Here is a 15,547-nt window from a genome sequence, read left to right as displayed (position 1 = left end):
CAGGCCATAAGCGGACATAGAGGTAAGGATGGTGTGTACCCGGAGATCCGAGGAGACGCCCATGGCCCAGCAGTCGAGTCCGCCGCTCGCGCCCGGGGAGGTGCGGTCCACGCGGACGATTCTGGTGGCCATCGGCGCACTGCTGCTCGGCATGCTGCTCGCGGCACTCGACCAGACGATCGTCTCCACGGCGCTTCCCACGATCGTCAGCGATCTCGGCGGCCTGGAGCACCTCTCGTGGGTGGTCACCGCCTACATGCTGGCGGCGACGGCGGCGACCCCGCTCTGGGGCAAGCTCGGTGACCAGTACGGACGTAAAAAACTCTTCCAGACCGCCATCGTCATCTTCCTGATCGGCTCGGCGCTCTGCGGCCTCGCGCAGAACATGCCGCAGCTGATCGGTTTCCGCGCGCTCCAGGGCCTCGGCGGCGGCGGGCTGATGGTGCTCTCGATGGCCATCGTCGGCGACATCGTGCCGCCCCGGGAGCGCGGCAAGTACCAAGGCCTCTTCGGGGCAGTGTTCGGCGTGACCAGCGTCCTCGGACCGCTGCTGGGCGGCCTCTTCACCCAGCACCTCTCCTGGCGCTGGGTCTTCTACATCAACCTCCCGGTCGGCGCCGTCGCGCTGATCGTCATCGCCGCCGTCCTGCACATCCCGGTCAGGCGGACCAAGCACACCATCGACTACCTCGGCACCTTCCTCATCGCCGCCGTGGCGACCTGCCTGGTTCTGGTGGCCTCCCTGGGCGGTACGACCTGGGACTGGGGCTCCGCGCAGATCATCGGACTCTCCGTCCTCGCGGTGGTGCTCCTGATCGCGTTCGTGGCCGTCGAGCGGCGCGCCGCCGAACCCGTACTGCCGCTGAAGCTCTTCCGGATCAGGACCTTCAGCCTCGTCGCGCTCATCAGCTTCGTCATCGGCTTCGCCATGTTCGGCGCGATGACCTACCTGCCGACGTTCCTCCAGATCGTCCAGGGCATCACCCCGACCATGTCCGGCGTGCACATGCTGCCGATGGTGCTGGGGCTGCTCCTCACCTCGACCGGCTCCGGCCAGATCGTCAGCCGTACCGGCCGCTGGAAGGTGTTCCCCCTCCTCGGTACGGCCATCACCGCGATCGGCCTGCTGCTCCTGCACCGGCTCGACGTGAACAGCTCGACGTGGGAGATGAGCGCCTACTTCTTCGTCTTCGGTGCCGGGCTCGGCCTGGTGATGCAGGTCCTCGTGCTGGTCGTGCAGAACGCCGTCCCCTACGAGGACCTCGGCGTCGCCACCTCCGGCGCCACGTTCTTCCGGTCCATCGGCGCCTCCTTCGGGGTCGCCATCTTCGGCACCATCTTCACCAGCCTGCTCAACGACCGGCTGGCCGACGCGCTCAGCGGCCGGCCGCTGCCACCGGGCGTCGACCCCGGACGACTGGCCGCCGACCCCCGCGGCATCGGGCAGCTCCCCGCCGACCTGCGCCCCTCCGTCCTCGACGCGTTCGCGACCTCCATCACCGACGTGTTCCTCTACGCGGCCCCGGTCGTGCTCATCGCCTTCGTCGTCGCGTGGTTCCTCAAGGAGGACACGCTGCGCGGCTCGGTCACCGCACCCGACACCACCGAGACCCTGGCCTCGAACCCGGTCGAGCGCTCCTCCTACGACGAGTGCGCCCGCGCCCTCTCCGTCCTCGCCACCCGCGAGGGGCGGCGCGAGATCTACGAGAAGATCACCGCCCGCGCCGGGTACGACCTGCTGCCCGCCGCCAGCTGGCTGCTGCTCCGCATCAAGCGGCACGGGGCGGTCGAGCCCGCCCGGCTCGCCGACGTCACCCCGCTGCCGCTGAAGGTCATCACCGACGCCTCCCGGCAGCTGGAGGAACGCGGGCTCGCGCGCCGCGACGGAGTACAGCTGGTGCTCACCGAACCGGGCGCGGAGGCGGTCGTACGGCTCTCCCGGGCCCGGGAGGACTCGCTCGCCGAGATGCTGGGCGACTGGTGGGGACCGGGCCGGCCGACCGATCTGGTCGCCCTGGTCTCCGAACTGACCGCCGAGGTCAGCGGCTCCCGGAAGGAGCGACCCCACCTGCCCGAGGCACCCCGCGACCACGCGGCCGAGCCGCGCCACCCGGGCGGCCCCGAACCGCGCCGTCCCGGGCTCTGACGACGGCCGGCCCCCCGCCCCGGGCTAGGGGGCCCTCACAGCTCCTTGGCGAACCAGTGGTCGGCGTACGGGCCGTCGTTGTACGCCGGGATCTCCCGGAACCCATGCTTCGCGTACAGCCCCCGGGCCTCCACCAGGTCGCTCCGGGTGTCGAGCCGGAGCACCCGCATCCCGGCCCCGCGCGCCACCTCCTCGGCCCCCGCCACCAGCAGCCCGCCGCCCCCGGTGCGCCGGAAGGCGGGGCGTACGTAGACCCGGGTCAGCTCCGCGACGGCCGTCGCCTGGTCCAGGAACACCCCGACGCAGCTCGCCGGCTCACCCGCGTACCGGCCCACCAGGAGCCGGCCGGTGGGCGGGGCGAGACGGTCGGCGCCGTCGTCGGTCAGTCCCTCGTCGATCTCGGCCTCGGTCGCCTGCCGCTTCCAGTAGCGGCTGGCGAGTTCGTCGTAGTAGTCCCGCAGCAGCCGCGCCGCGTCCGGCGTGTCGAATCGCTCCGGGGTCAAAGTCCAGGTCATGGGCCGATCCGATCACCGTACGGATCGGGAGGGAAGCGAATTTCGCCGAGAGCGCCGGGACGCCCGGGGCAGGGGGGAATCAGGGGGCCCGTGGGACGCGGCTGGCATTCTTTGGGCAAAACGACGTGACGGTCAGGCGAAGTGGGGGTTGATGGTGTCTACCCCCAGGGGCAATGCGAGGCTTCATGGGCACGCCCCGTATCCACGGGAATGTGCAGGAGCGGTGGGAGGGTCGGCGCAGCGTGACACATGCGGAACACGGCGTGCACGGGAGCGCGGCGACGGACGCGGAGACGAGGACCGGGACGGCCCGGATCGTGCTCTGGCTGGTCGTCGCCGCGCTCGCCGTGCGCCAGATGACGGTGGTACTCAGACAGCCGCCGGGTGAGCGGCTGACCGATCTGGAGACCTGGATCGGGGAGAACGGCGTCCTGCGCGTCAAGGGCTCGCTCTACGACCCGGACCGGTTCACCGGCACACCGTTCGCGGGGCTCGTCCTGAAGCCGCTCGGCGCGTCGGCGGAGGAAGCCCTCGGGATCGCCTGGACCACCGTCTCCCTGCTGCTCGTCGTCGCGCTCGGCCTCGTCGCCGCCCGCGCGCTGCCCTCCCCGGTGGGCCGCCGCACCGCGCTGTTCGCCGCCCCGGCCGCCATCACCCTGCTCATGGTGTCGCTGCCGGTGCGCAACGCGCTGCACCTCGGGCAGACCAGCATCCTGCCGGTGCTGCTGGTCCTCGTCGGCTGCCTCACGGTCCGCGACCACCGGGCCCAGGGCATCCTGGTCGGGATCGCGGCGGCGCTCCAGCCGCCCGTCCTGCTCTTCGCCGTCCTCCTGTGGCTCACCGGGCGCCGTCGCGCCGCCCTCACCGGCGGCGCCACCTTCGTCGCGCTCACCGCCGTCGCCTGGGCCGCGCTGCCGCACGACTCCTGGACGTACTGGATCCACCACGTCGCCGGAGCCGGGCTCGGCGAACGCCCGGACGGCCTCGCCAACCAGTCGCTGCACGGCGCGCTGCTCCGCCTCGGCCTCCACGGCCCGCTGGAGATCACCGTCCTGCTGGTCCTGGCCCTCGCCGTCGCCGTGCTCGGACTGCGCCGCGCCGCCCGCTACGCCCGGGACGGGCAGCTCCTCCTCGCCGTCTCGGTGACCGGCTGCGTGGCTGTCGTCGTCTCCCCGACCGCCTGGCAGCACCAGCTGCTCTGGGTGCTCCTCGCGGTGGTCGGCCGGGTCGGGAAGCGGGCCTCGGACCGGCTGGTCTGGCCCGCCGTGGTGGTGCTCGTCCTCACCCTGCCCGGCACCATGCTGCTGCCGAACATCGGGGCGCTCCACCCCGTGCGCGACAACGTGCTGCTGCTCACCGCGCTCGGTGCGGCCTGCGCCGTGCCGTTCCTGCCGCGCACCTCGCCGTACTGGCTCGAACCGGTCCCCACCGACTACGCGCGGCCGGTGCCGGCGCGCTGGAGCCGGGTGCCGCTGCTGCCGTTCTGGCGCCGGGTGCTGACCCGCCCCAACCTGCTGCTGGAACTCCTGCTCATCCGGGTCGTCTACTCCGCGTACGCCAAGGTCAGGCTCGCCGCGACGGCGGGCCGCCCCACCGCCGAGAAGCACGGCAGGCAGGTCCACTCCATCGAGCGGTGGCTGCACATCGACGTCGAGCACTGGTTCAACCACAAGGTCGCCGGAATCGGCTGGATGCGGGACTTCTTCGACTACTACTACTCGACGTTCCACTTCATCATCCCGCTGACCATCCTCGGCGTGCTCTACGTGCGCCGCCCCGCCGACTACCGCTGGGCCCGCTCCACGATCGGCTTCGCGACCCTCCTCGCCCTGGTCGGCTTCTGGCTCTACCCGCTGGCACCGCCCCGGCTCATGCCCGGCCTCGGGTTCATCGACACCGTGCACGGCGTCCAGGACTTCTCCAAGCCCGACTACGGGACGCTGACCTCGGTCACCAACCAGTACGCGGCCATGCCGTCGCTGCACTTCGGCTGGTCGCTCTGGTGCGGGCTGATGATCCTGATCCTGGCCCCGAAGGTCTGGATGAAGCCGCTGGGGCTGCTCCACCCGTTCTTCACCATCTGCGCCATCGTCGGCACCGGCAACCACTGGATCCTCGACGCGGCGGGCGGCGCGCTGGTCGTCTCGCTCGGCTTCCTGCTGACCTGGGCCCTGGCCGGCCCGCGCCGGCTGCGGCGCCCCGACCACGACCGCGACCGCGAGCCGGTGGCGGGGAGCGGCGGGAGATCCCCGGCGGACGACGCCCGGACCCTGGCCGGCAGAGGTACGGCGGCGAGTACGGGCGCGGCCCGCGAGTGAGCCGGTACGGCCCCGGGGCGGCCCGGTCGTGACGAGGGGGTGCCGGGGCGGCTGACGCCCGGGCACCCCTTCCTCATGGTCCCGACGGGGCCGGAAACCGGGTTGCGCCGGCCCGGCGGGCCCGATGGGCTGGCTCCATGGACGGAACCGCGGAGCCGGTGCGCCGGGCGGGGCCGGGACGCGGCCGTGCGGTCGTGCCCCGGCGCGCTCCCCGGCGCGGGCCGGCGGTGCTCGCGGCCCTGATGCTGGCCGCCTTCACCTTCAACACGGCGGAGAACCTGCCCGTCGGCCTCCTGGAGGTCATCGCCGGAGACCTGCGGGTGTCGGTGCAGGCGGTCGGGCTGCTGGTCACCGGGTACGGCGTGACCGTGGCCGTCGCGTCCCTGCCGCTCGCCCACGCCGTACGGGCGGTGCCCCGGCGCCATGTGCTCACAGGGCTGCTGGCCGCGCTGGTCGTCTCCAGCCTCGCAGCCGCGCTGGCCCCCTCCTACGGGATGCTCCTCGGGGCACGGCTGACGACCGCGCTCGCCCAGGCGCTGTTCTGGGCGGTGATGGGGCCGGTCGCGGTCGGTCTCTTCCCGGCCGAGGTACGCGGCCGGGTGATCGGGGCGCTCTCCGTCGCCGGGTCGCTCGCCCTCGTGCTCGGTGTGCCCGCCGGTTCCTGGCTGGGCCGGCAGAACGGCTGGCAGGTGCCGGTCGCCCTGCTCGCCGCCGCCGGAACCGTCTCCCTGGTGACGATCGCCGTGCTGCTGCCGACCTCGCGTCCGGAGGACGAGCCCGCCGCCCACGCGACCGATCCCGACGTCCGCCGGTTCGTGGTCGTGCTGGTGACCGGGGCCCTCTCCGCCACCGGGGCGTTCGCGGGATTCACGTACGTCGTGAAGTTCCTGGGGGACGTGAGCGGCTTCACGCCCGGCACGGTCGGCGTCCTGATCATGGCGTTCGGCGTGGCGTGTCTGGCCGGGGTGAGCATCACCGGGGCGCTGCTGGACCGCTTCCCCCATGCCGCGCTGTGCGCCGCCGCGGCCACCCAGGCGGTGGGGATGCTCGGCCTCTACGTGGCCGGTACCGAGCCGGTGGCGGCGGTGGTGTTCCTGGTGCTGATGGGTGGTGCGCTCGGCCCGGTGTTCATGACCACGCAGAACGCGATGCTGTACTGCGCCCCCGGCCGCACGGACCTCGCGCTCGCGGCGAACTCGGGTTCCTACAACGCCGGTATCGCGGGGGGCGCCGCACTCGGCGGACTGGTCCTGTCGGTCGGCGACGTGCGGGGCACCTTCCTCGTCGGCGGTCTGCTCTCCGTCGCGGCCTGCGCGGTGGCTCTCCTCGGAGGGGCGCCGCGCCGAAGGGCCGGACCGTGAAGGGACGACAGGGGCGGACACGGCGAAGCCCGGGCCGGGACCTCGGTGAAGAGGTCCCGGCCCGGGCTTCGTCATGCGGGCTGCTGCGCGGGCCGGCTCAGTACCAGCTGTTGGCCTGCCAGAAGTCCCAGGCGCCGCACGGGCTGCCGTAGCGCTCGTTCATGTAGTTGAGGCCCCACTTGATCTGCGTGGCGGGGTTGGTCTGCCAGTCGGAACCGGCGGTGGCCATCTTGGAGGCGGGCAGGGCCTGGACCAGGCCGTACGCGCCGGAGGAAGCGTTGGTGGCGCTCGGGTTCCAGCCGCTCTCGTGCGACACGATGTTGCTGAAGCACTGGAACTGGGCGCTGTCACCGATCATCTGCTTCGCCGTGGCCTGCGCGCTCGCGGCCGCGGTCGTCGCGGTGGGCGTGGCGGCGGACGCCGTACCGGCGCCGATGGCCAGGCCACTGCCACCGAGGAGTACGGCGGCGCCGGCGAGGACGGTCTTGCGGCCTGCGATGCGGGGCTGGGCGAGGAAACGACTGGCGAACGACACGAAGAAACCTAACGTCGGGGGCAGGTGGCGTCGCGGGCCGGTTCTGTGGTGAATGATCCGGGCGTCCCCACCTGGGCCCTGGTGACCTGATGACGGTCGACCGGGCCACCGAGGTGTTCGGCGACGAGATCCATGGTTAGCCCCGGCGTCCGGCGCTGGCAATGCCCTCCAGACGGCGGCCGTACGACCCCGGGTCGGACCCCGGGCCCAAGGTCCCGAACGCGGACAAAGGGGAGTTGAGGCAGGTCAGGGGCAGTGCGAAACAGGTGATTCATTCACCGGTGTCGCTACTACCCGGCTTGGGGGAGGACCTAGTACCTGTGGGTGTCCTCACGCCGCCGGGACCCTCGAATGTGACCTGGGCCTCGAAGGAAGCGCGCCGGGTCGCCCGGCGGAGCGCCCGCAGGAGTACCGGCCCCACGGCGAGCGTCAGCACCACGGTCAGCGCCGCCCGGCCCAGGTCCCAGCCGAGCGAGGTGGTCAGGCAGTACGCCAGGAAGCGGACCAGGTTCTCGTGCACCGGGTCGCCCGCCACGAAGGAGATGCCCGAGCCCAGGCCGGGCACGATCGTCCAGCCGTACAGGTTCATCACCGTGCCGTAGAGCAGCGACGCCGCCGCGCCGTACGCCGCGAGCATCGCGGTCTCCGCCCGGCCGCGCAGCCGCTCGGGCCCCGGCAGCAGACCCGCGCCCATGGTGAACCAGGACATCGACAGCATCTGGAACGGCATCCACGGCCCCACCCCACCGGTGAGCAGCGCCGACGCGAACATCGTCACCGCGCCCAGCACGAAGCCGAAACCCGGCCCGAGCACCCGCCCGCTGAGCACCATCAGGAAGAACATCGGTTCCAGCCCCGCCGTCCCCGCCCCCAGCGGGCGCAGGGCGGCACCGACCGCCGCGAGCACCCCGAGCATCGCGACGGCCTTCGCGTCCAGCCCGGCGTCCGCGATCGTCGCCACGGCCACCGCCACCAGCAGCGGCAGCAGTGCGCCGAACAGCCACGGCGCGTCCTGGGCATGGGCGGTGCCGAACGCGGGCCCGGCGAGCAGCGGCCAGCCGAAGGCCGCCACCCCCACCGCGCTGACCAGCACCAGCGCCACGACCGAACGCGGTCCGAGCCGGACCGGGCGGACCCGCCGGCCGCCGGTCGCGGAGCCTTCGGGGGGTGCGGAGCCTTCGGGGAGTGCGGTGCCGTCGGGGCGTGCGGTGCCGGTCACGCGCCCGCCCGTCACGCGTCCGCCTCCAGGGCCGTGCGGACCTGGTTCACGGTGAGCCACTCCTGCGGGGCGAGGATCTTCGCGGTCTGCGGGGCGTACGCGGGGGAGGAGACCACCACCTGCCGGGTCGGGCCGTCCGCGACGACCTCCCCGCCGGCCAGGATCACCACCCGGTCCGCCAGTTCCGCCGCCAGCTCCACGTCGTGGGTGGCCAGCACGATCGCGTGCCCCTCGGCCGCCAGGCCGCGCAACACGCCGACCAGCCGGGCCTTCGCCGCGTAGTCGAGCCCCCGGGTCGGCTCGTCCAGCAGGATCAGCGGCGGCCGGGCGGTCAGTACGAGGGCCAGCGCCAGGGTGAGCCGCTGGCCCTCGGAGAGGTCACGGGGGTGGGTGGCGTCCGGTACGCCGGGCAGCAGCCGGGAGACGAGGGCCCGGCAGCTTCCCGCCGGGGCGCCCGCGTCGGCGTCGGCCGCCGCGCACTCGGCCGCCACCGACTCCGCGTACAGCAGGTCACGGGGCTCCTGCGGCACCAGCCCGACCCGGCGCACCATCGTGCGCGGATCGGTGCGCGACGGCTCCAGACCGCCGACGCGGACCCGCCCGGCGGTCGGCGGGACCATGCCGACGAGCGCCCCGAGCAGGGTGGACTTCCCGGCGCCGTTGCGCCCCATCAGGGCCACGGTCTCGCCGGCCCGGACGTCCAGGGTCACCGCGCGCAGCGCCTCCACCCGGCCGCGCCGCACCCCGAGCCCCTCGGCCCGCGCCAGAGGAGCGGTGGGGTCGGAAGCGGCTGCGGTGTCGGTGGTACGCGCCCGGCGTGCGCGCCGGAGGCCGAAGAGACCGGCGCGCGGAGTGGGCGCCGGAGCGGAGGCACCGGCAGCCGTGTCGGACGCGCCGGGCACGAGGCTCACGGGGTGCACGGGGTGCACGGGGGGCGTGGGATGTACGGGGTGCACGGGCAGCGGTGCCACCGTGGCGGGCGACCTGCCGGCCAGCCGCTCCCGCAGCCCCTCCGCCCGCCGCCGGGCGTCGCGTACGGAGAGCGGCAGCGGGTCCCAGCCCGCCAGCAGCCCCAGTTCGGCGACGGGCGGCCGGACCGGCGAGACGGCCATGATCTGCGCCGGGGCGCCCACGACCGGGGCGGCGCCCGGCGCGGGCAGCAGCACGACCCGGTCCGCGTACTGCACCACGCGCTCCAGCCGGTGCTCGGCCATCAACACGGTCGTGCCCAGGTCGTGCACGAGGCGCTGGAGCACCGCGAGGACCTCCTCGGCCGCCGCCGGGTCCAGCGCGGACGTCGGCTCGTCGAGGACCAGCACCTTCGGGTGCGGGGTCAGCACCGAGCCGATCGCGACCCGCTGCCGCTGTCCGCCGGAGAGCGTGGCGATCGGCCGGTCCCGCAACTCCGCGAGCCCCAGCAGGTCGAGGGTCTCCTCCACCCGGCGGCGCATCACGTCCGGGGCGAGCCCCAACGACTCCATGCCGTAGGCGAGTTCGTCCTCCACGGTGTCCGTGACGAAGTGCGCCGACGGGTCCTGGCCCACCGTGCCCACCAGATCGGCGAGTTCACGCGGCTTGTGGGTGCGCGTGTCCCGCCCGCCGACCGTCACCCGGCCGCTCAGCGTCCCGCCGGTGAAGTGCGGCACCAGCCCCGGCACCGCACCGAGCAGCGTCGACTTTCCGACCCCGGACGGGCCGACGAGCAGCACCAACTCGCCCTCGGGCACGGTCAGATCGACGCCCGACAGGGTGGGCTCGGCCGCACCTTCGTACCGCAGGGAGACCTGCTCGAACCGGATCACTGGTCCTCCTTCGGATACGGCGGTACGGCAGCCGGGCGCGGCGGTACGGGGGCGGCGAACGCGGGCAGCAGCCCGATCAGGATGCCCGCGGCGGGCCACAGCGGCAGCATCGGCGGGGCCGGCGGGACGACCCCGGGCCGCAGCGCCGCCGGGTCCACCGAACCCGCCCGGATCATCACCGCGGCGACCAGCACGCCCGACCCCGCCACCAGCCACGCCCGCACACCCCACCGGTCGGGCCGGTACCGGGTGCGCACCGTGCGACGGCCGCCCAGGCGCAGCCCGGCCGTCGCCGCGACGAGGCCCGCCACCAGCAGCGGCAGCCCGTAGACCGCGCCCTCGGAGGCGAGCAGCCCGTACGTACCGGCGCACACCCCCAGCAGGCCGCCGAGGGTGAGGACGTCGGTGGTGCGCCGGACACGGGCCGGCACCCGGGCGGTCCGCCCGTACCCCCGCGCGTCCATCGAGGCCGCCACCGCCACCGACCGCTCCAGCGCGCCCTCCAGCACCGGCAGTCCGATCTGGGCGACCGCCCGGATCCCGCCGGTGGGACGGCCCCGCAGCCGCCGGGCGGTCCGCAGCCGGGCCACGTCGGCGACCATGTTCGGGGCGAACGTCATGGCGACGACGACCGCCACCCCCGCCTCGTACAGCGCGCCCGGCAGCGACTTCAGCAACCGGGCCGGACTGGCGAGGGAGTTGGCCGCGCCGACACAGATCAACAGGGCGGCCATCCGCGCCCCGTCGTACAGCGCGAAGAGGAGCTGCTCCCCGGTCACCCGGCCGCCGATCCGGACGCCCTGGGCCCAGTCGGGCAGCGGCACCTCGGGGAGCGTGACGAGGGTGTGCGTGCCCGGGATCGACGACCCCAGGAACGCCGAGAACACGAGCCGCACCCCGACGACGAAGAGACCGAGCTTGACGAACGCCCCGTACGAACGGGCCCACGGCGCGTCCGTACGCCGCGCGGCCACCACATAACCGGCCACCCCCACCAGCAGTCCGAGCAGCAGCGGGTTGGTGGTGCGGGACGCGGCGGCCGCCAGCCCCAGCGCCCACAGCCACCACGCGCCGGCGGGCAGCGCGTTGCTCCGGTGCGCCCCGGGCGCGCGCAGGCCGCGCACGCGGCCCGTCGCGGCGGGAAGGGGGCTCATCGCCGGCGGCGTGCCTGGAGGACGGCGGCCGCGCCGAGGACCACGACGGCACCGATACCGGCGAGCACGCCGACGGAGGGACCGCCGCCGTCACCGTCCGCCGTCCCGCCCGACGAGGCGCCGGACGAGGCGGCCGGGGAACTCGCGGAGGTGGCCGCCCCGGTGGGCGCCGGTGAGGCGTCGCCCGAGATCTGCTCGCCGCAGCCCGTCTCCGGATAGCCCGAGATGGCGCAGAGCAGCGCCGCGCTGTCGTACCGCAGCGGCTTCGCGACCGAGGCCAGCGCATCGGCGGTGCTCGCGTCCGGGGCGACCCGGGCGCAGGCGGTACGGAGCGCGGGCGGCCGCTCGCCCGCGGGGGCGTCGGCCGCCGTGCCGGGGTCGATGACCAGCGCGACGCGCTTGCTGCCGTCCTTCGCGGGGGTGTCCCCGCAGACGGCGGCGAAGTCGGGGGTGCGGCGCGGCTGCGTCGCGTCGCCGGAGTCCTCGCTCACCGCGAACCGGAAACCCTGCACGGCCCCGTCCTCGGGGCGGACCAGGGACGGCCCCTGGGTGGCGTACGCCCACCGCGAGCCGTCGCCCTCCCAGAAGGACCAGTAGCGGTACCCGGCAGCCTGCGCGGTGCCCGCGACGCAGAGCGTCACGACCGCCGCGAGCGCCGTCAGCGCCACGAGCGCCGCGGCCCGGCGGAGAGCTCCGCCGGGCGTGCTCCGGAACGCGGGCGCGGTCACCGGCCGCCCTTGTCCTTGCCCCGGTTGCTGATCAGGAAGCCGATGCCCGCGCCGACGGCCAGGCCCACCGCGATCAGCCACCAGACGCTGAAGCCGGAGCTGCCCGTGGAGCCGGCGGCGGGCTGCGCACCGGTCGGGGTCGGGGAGGGCACCGCGGTCGCGGCGGGCGCCGGGCCGGTCGCGTTGAGCTGGGCGACGAGGTCGGCGCCGCCGAAGTCGCGGGCGTCGGTGCCGGTCGCGTGGGCCGCGAGGATCAGCTGCGCGTACGCGGCCGGGCCGGACTGCTTCGCCCAGGCGGCGGAGTTCTTCTCCAGCCAGGTGACGGCGGACGCGGCCTTGTCCTGGTGGCCGGAGGCGGCGAGCGCCACGACGGCGTCGGCGGTGTTGCCGAAGTCGGGCTGCGGGTCGGTGGTCTCCGAGCCCGGCATGGGCGCCTGGTCGAGGTGGCCGGAACCGGCGAGCGCGGCGGTCAGCCAGTGCGCGCCGTTCTGGGCGACCTGCTCGGTGGTGAGGCCGGTGCCGGGGGTGCAGACGGGGGCCTTGCCCGGGTTGTAGCTGCCGGCCGCCAGGCCCTTGCCCAGGGTGCCGAGCACGGCCGCCGCGGTGGCGTCCGCGTTGGCGGCCAGCGCGCCCTTCTTGTCCGGCTGGTAGGCGAACGCGCCGCCGTCCTTGCCGCCGCACGGCAGCGCGAGCCCGCGCAGCACGTCGTACGGGGTGTGCCCGGCGGACGAGGTCATGTCGGTCAGCTTCTTGCCCGCGCGGGCGAAGGCGCCGACGACCACCGCGGTCGAGTTCGCGTCGCTGGGGCTGCCGGGGGTGTAGCCCCAGCCGCCGTCGTCGTTCTGCACGGACGCCAGCCAGTCGATGCCGTTCGCCACGGCCGTCTTCTCGCCGGTCAGCTCGGCGAGCGCCTGGACGGCGGCGGCGGTGGAGTTGGTGTCCGTCATCGTCTTGGCGTCGCACGGCTTGTGGAAGTCGCGGTACGCGGCGAAGCCGCCGCTGTCGCACTGCTGGAGCTTCAGCCAGTTCACCGCCTCCACGGACGGGGTGACGTACTCGATCTTCTGGGCCAGGAAGGCCAGCGACTGGCGCCAGACCCCGTCGTACGTCGGGTCCGAGGTGCCGTACAGCCCGGCGTGCGGGTCGGCGGGCACGGAGGGGGAAGAGGTGGGGGAGGGCGACGGGCTGGACGAGTCCGCCAGCGCCGCCGGGGCGGCGGACGCCAGGAGCACGGCGGTGGTCGCGAGCGCGGCTGCGCTGCGGCGTACGGTCATGACTGGCGAGGGCCTCTCCTGCGGGGGCCGGGCGCGGGCACGTGCCGGGCTCGGCTCCGTCTGTTGCGACGGATGCGGACCACCGGACCTCCCGGCGGCATCGGCCGTTCGCGCACGCGCCCCGGACTCCGCCCGGAGTGCGGGCGGTCCACGGACGGCGACGACCCGGTGCGGACCGGGGCCGGGCGGGGAGCGGTACCGGTTTGCGCCGGAATTCCCCGTACGGGCGTGATGAACGACGGGTTCACTCTACCGGGGGAGCCGGGACCGGCCCCGAGGCCGGTCGTCCTGAGGGCCCCGGGTCACGCCGGAAGAGGCGTACGGCGACCGGGGAGCGGGGCGCAGGGGGGAGCCTCCCTCAGCCGGACGGCGGCACGGGGCCCAGCAGCCGGCAGACCGTCTCGATGTCCGTCCGCACCTGCCCGGCCGACGCGCGGCCGGACAGCCAGGAGGTGAGGGTGCAGTGCCAGGTGTGCTCGACCACCCGCACCGCCGACAGCTGCCCGGCGTCCGGGTCCGTCAGCCCCGCCGCGTCCAGGACGATCTCCGTCACCAGCCGGGAGACGGCGTCGACCTCGGCGCTCACACCCCGGTCCGCGAACGTCAGCGCCCGCAGCATGGCGTCGGCCAGCTCGGGTTCGCGGCGCAGCGCCCGGAAGGCGCGCAGCAGCGTCGCGGCGGCCCGCTCCCCGGGGGTGCGCCCGGCAGGCGGGTGGTCGGCCAGCGTGGTGCTCAGCAGCCGCAGCCGGTCGTGCAGGGTGGCGACCAGCAGATGCACCTTGGACGGGAAGTAGCGGTAGAGGGTGCCGAGGGCGACCCCTGCGGCCTCCGCGACCTCGCGCATCTGCACGGCCTCGAAACCGCCCCGTCCGGCGAGTTCCGCGGTGGCGTCCAGGATGCGGGCGCGGCGGGCCCGCTGGCCCGCCGTCAGAGGAAGTGCCGGTGGCCGGGCGTCAGCGGTCATGAGGTCACCTCCGTGCCGTGGCGTGAATCACCTGGTCCGGTCGTCACGCCGACGCTACCTGCCGGTAGATTCGATCCTCATTGGACGGGTCGGTCTGAAACTTGTTCCAGATTATCGGCAGCGGTTACGCTCCGGAAAACGCAGTGATGAAGGGGGCCGGGAGTGACCGCTGAGGCCATGAGGACGGACCCCAGCGCGGGACACGGCGCCCCGGCCGGAGCGGACGACCGCCCGCTGCGGATCGCCCTCCTCACGTACAAGGGCAACCCGTTCTGCGGCGGACAGGGCGTCTACGTCCGCCACCTCGGCCGCGAGCTGGCGCGCCTCGGCCACAGCGTCGAAGTGATCGGCGCCCAGCCCTACCCGGTGCTCGACGAGGGCGTCCCGCTCACCGAACTGCCCAGCCTCGACCTCTACCGGCAGCCCGACCCGTTCCGGACCCCCGGCCGGGACGAGTACCGCGACTGGATCGACCTCGCGGAGGTCGCCACCATGTGGACCGGCGGATTCCCCGAACCGCTCACCTTCTCGCTGCGGGCCGGACGCCATCTGCGGTCCCGGCGCGGCGAGTTCGACGTGATCCACGACAACCAGACGCTCGGCTACGGCCTGCTCGGCGACCTCGGCGCCCCGCTCGTCACCACCATCCACCACCCCATCACCGTCGACCGCCGGCTCGACCTGGCCGCCGCCACGACCCGCACGCGCGCCCTCTCCGTACGCCGCTGGTACGGCTTCACCCGCATGCAGAAGCGGGTCGCCCGCCGGCTGCCGCACGTCCTGACCGTCTCCGGCTCGTCCCGCCAGGAGATCGTCGACGACCTCGGGGTGAGCCCCGGCCGCGTCGACGTGGTCCACATCGGCGCCGACACCGACCTCTGGTCGCCCGACCCCTCGGTCCCCGAGGTGCGGGGGCGGATCGTCACCACCTCCAGCGCCGACGTCCCCCTCAAGGGGCTCGTCCACCTCGTGGAGGCTCTCGGCAAGGTCCGGACCGGCCACCCCGACGCCCACCTCGTGGTCGTCGGCAAGCGCGCCGAGGACGGACCCGTCGCCCGGGCCATCGAACGCCTCGGCCTCGGCGACGCCGTCGAGTTCGTCAAGGGCATCAGCGACGCCGAACTCGTCGACCTGGTGCGCGGCGCCCAAGTCGCCTGCGTCCCCTCGCTGTACGAGGGGTTCTCGCTGCCCGCCGCCGAGGCGATGGCCACCGGCACCCCGCTCGTCGCCACCACCGGCGGGGCGATCCCCGAGGTCACCGGCCGCGACGGGGAGACCTGCCTGGCCGTGCCGCCCGGCGACCCCGACGCCCTCGCGACCGCCCTCACCCGGATGCTGGGCGACCCCGAACTGCGCGCCAGACTCGGTGCGGCCGGCCGGGACCGGGTACTCGCCAACTTCACCTGGGCCAGGGCGGCGGCCGGTACCGCCGACCTCTACCGCCGGGCCATCGCCGCCCGGGGTGCCCGCAGGTGACCCCACCGGACTCCGCTCCCGCCCGTGCCCGTACCACCGACCTCGAAGGCAGGCC

Annotated in this window: 12 protein-coding genes; 4 read left to right on the top strand and 8 right to left on the bottom strand. The window is 74.3% G+C overall.

Translation table 11 applies throughout. From position 1 onward, the window contains the following. Positions 1-61 precede the first annotated feature (61 nt). Entirely contained in the window at positions 62-2,146 is a 2,085-nt protein-coding gene (locus ACWCWD_RS26270) for a DHA2 family efflux MFS transporter permease subunit (RefSeq protein ID WP_450776263.1), read from the top strand. A 35-nt stretch (positions 2,147-2,181) separates the two neighbouring features. Here ACWCWD_RS26270 and ACWCWD_RS26265 read toward each other — a convergent pair whose 3' ends face one another. Next, the gene (locus ACWCWD_RS26265; RefSeq protein ID WP_450776261.1) at positions 2,182-2,661 is read right to left on the bottom strand and encodes a GNAT family N-acetyltransferase; all 480 of its coding nucleotides are present in this window, start codon (positions 2,659-2,661) and stop codon (positions 2,182-2,184) included. Between the two features lie 185 nt (positions 2,662-2,846). On the opposite strand from ACWCWD_RS26265, the gene ACWCWD_RS26260 reads away from it, so the two are divergent. Both ACWCWD_RS26260 and ACWCWD_RS26255 read left to right on the top strand, forming a co-directional pair. After that, entirely contained in the window at positions 2,847-4,979 is a 2,133-nt protein-coding gene (locus ACWCWD_RS26260; protein WP_450776259.1) for a bifunctional glycosyltransferase 87/phosphatase PAP2 family protein, read from the top strand. Between the two features lie 242 nt (positions 4,980-5,221). Continuing rightward, positions 5,222-6,340, top strand: coding sequence for an MFS transporter (locus ACWCWD_RS26255; RefSeq protein ID WP_450776396.1), 1,119 nt, complete (start codon positions 5,222-5,224; stop codon positions 6,338-6,340). 97 nt (positions 6,341-6,437) lie between these two features. On the opposite strand, the gene ACWCWD_RS26250 is transcribed toward ACWCWD_RS26255, so the two are convergent. The 7 genes from ACWCWD_RS26250 to ACWCWD_RS26220 all read right to left on the bottom strand — a co-directional run bounded on the left by ACWCWD_RS26250 (position 6,438) and on the right by ACWCWD_RS26220 (position 14,016). Continuing rightward, a complete protein-coding gene (locus ACWCWD_RS26250) occupies positions 6,438-6,875 on the bottom strand; it encodes an aggregation-promoting factor C-terminal-like domain-containing protein (RefSeq protein ID WP_450776257.1) in 438 nt (145 codons plus the stop codon). 271 nt (positions 6,876-7,146) lie between these two features. Further along, the gene (locus ACWCWD_RS26245) at positions 7,147-7,977 is read right to left on the bottom strand and encodes an ECF transporter S component (protein ID WP_450776394.1); all 831 of its coding nucleotides are present in this window, start codon (positions 7,975-7,977) and stop codon (positions 7,147-7,149) included. Between the two features lie 128 nt (positions 7,978-8,105). Further along, positions 8,106-9,896, bottom strand: a complete 1,791-nt coding sequence (locus tag ACWCWD_RS26240) for an ABC transporter ATP-binding protein (protein ID WP_450776255.1) — start codon at positions 9,894-9,896, stop codon at positions 8,106-8,108. Continuing rightward, positions 9,893-11,050, bottom strand: coding sequence for an energy-coupling factor transporter transmembrane protein EcfT (locus ACWCWD_RS26235; RefSeq protein WP_450776253.1), 1,158 nt, complete (start codon positions 11,048-11,050; stop codon positions 9,893-9,895). The genes ACWCWD_RS26240 and ACWCWD_RS26235 overlap by 4 nt, the downstream gene beginning before the upstream one ends. Further along, positions 11,047-11,778, bottom strand: coding sequence for an SCO2322 family protein (locus tag ACWCWD_RS26230; RefSeq protein WP_450776252.1), 732 nt, complete (start codon positions 11,776-11,778; stop codon positions 11,047-11,049). Before ACWCWD_RS26230 ends, ACWCWD_RS26235 begins: the two co-directional genes overlap by 4 nt. After that, a complete protein-coding gene (locus ACWCWD_RS26225; protein ID WP_450776251.1) occupies positions 11,775-13,052 on the bottom strand; it encodes a prenyltransferase/squalene oxidase repeat-containing protein in 1,278 nt (425 codons plus the stop codon). The genes ACWCWD_RS26230 and ACWCWD_RS26225 overlap by 4 nt, the downstream gene beginning before the upstream one ends. A 358-nt stretch (positions 13,053-13,410) precedes the next feature. After that, positions 13,411-14,016 carry a TetR family transcriptional regulator gene (locus tag ACWCWD_RS26220; protein ID WP_450776249.1) on the bottom strand — a complete coding sequence of 202 codons (606 nt, stop codon included), beginning with the start codon at positions 14,014-14,016 and terminating at the stop codon, positions 13,411-13,413. A 162-nt stretch (positions 14,017-14,178) separates the two neighbouring features. On the opposite strand from ACWCWD_RS26220, the gene ACWCWD_RS26215 reads away from it, so the two are divergent. Continuing rightward, positions 14,179-15,492 carry a glycosyltransferase family 4 protein gene (locus tag ACWCWD_RS26215; RefSeq protein WP_450776247.1) on the top strand — a complete coding sequence of 438 codons (1,314 nt, stop codon included), beginning with the start codon at positions 14,179-14,181 and terminating at the stop codon, positions 15,490-15,492. Positions 15,493-15,547: the final 55 nt, after the last annotated feature.

Source organism: Streptomyces sp. NPDC001493, assembly GCF_053597235.1.
The sequence above is the reverse complement of the archived record's forward strand: the minus strand, read 5'-3'. Positions and strand labels throughout refer to the sequence as shown.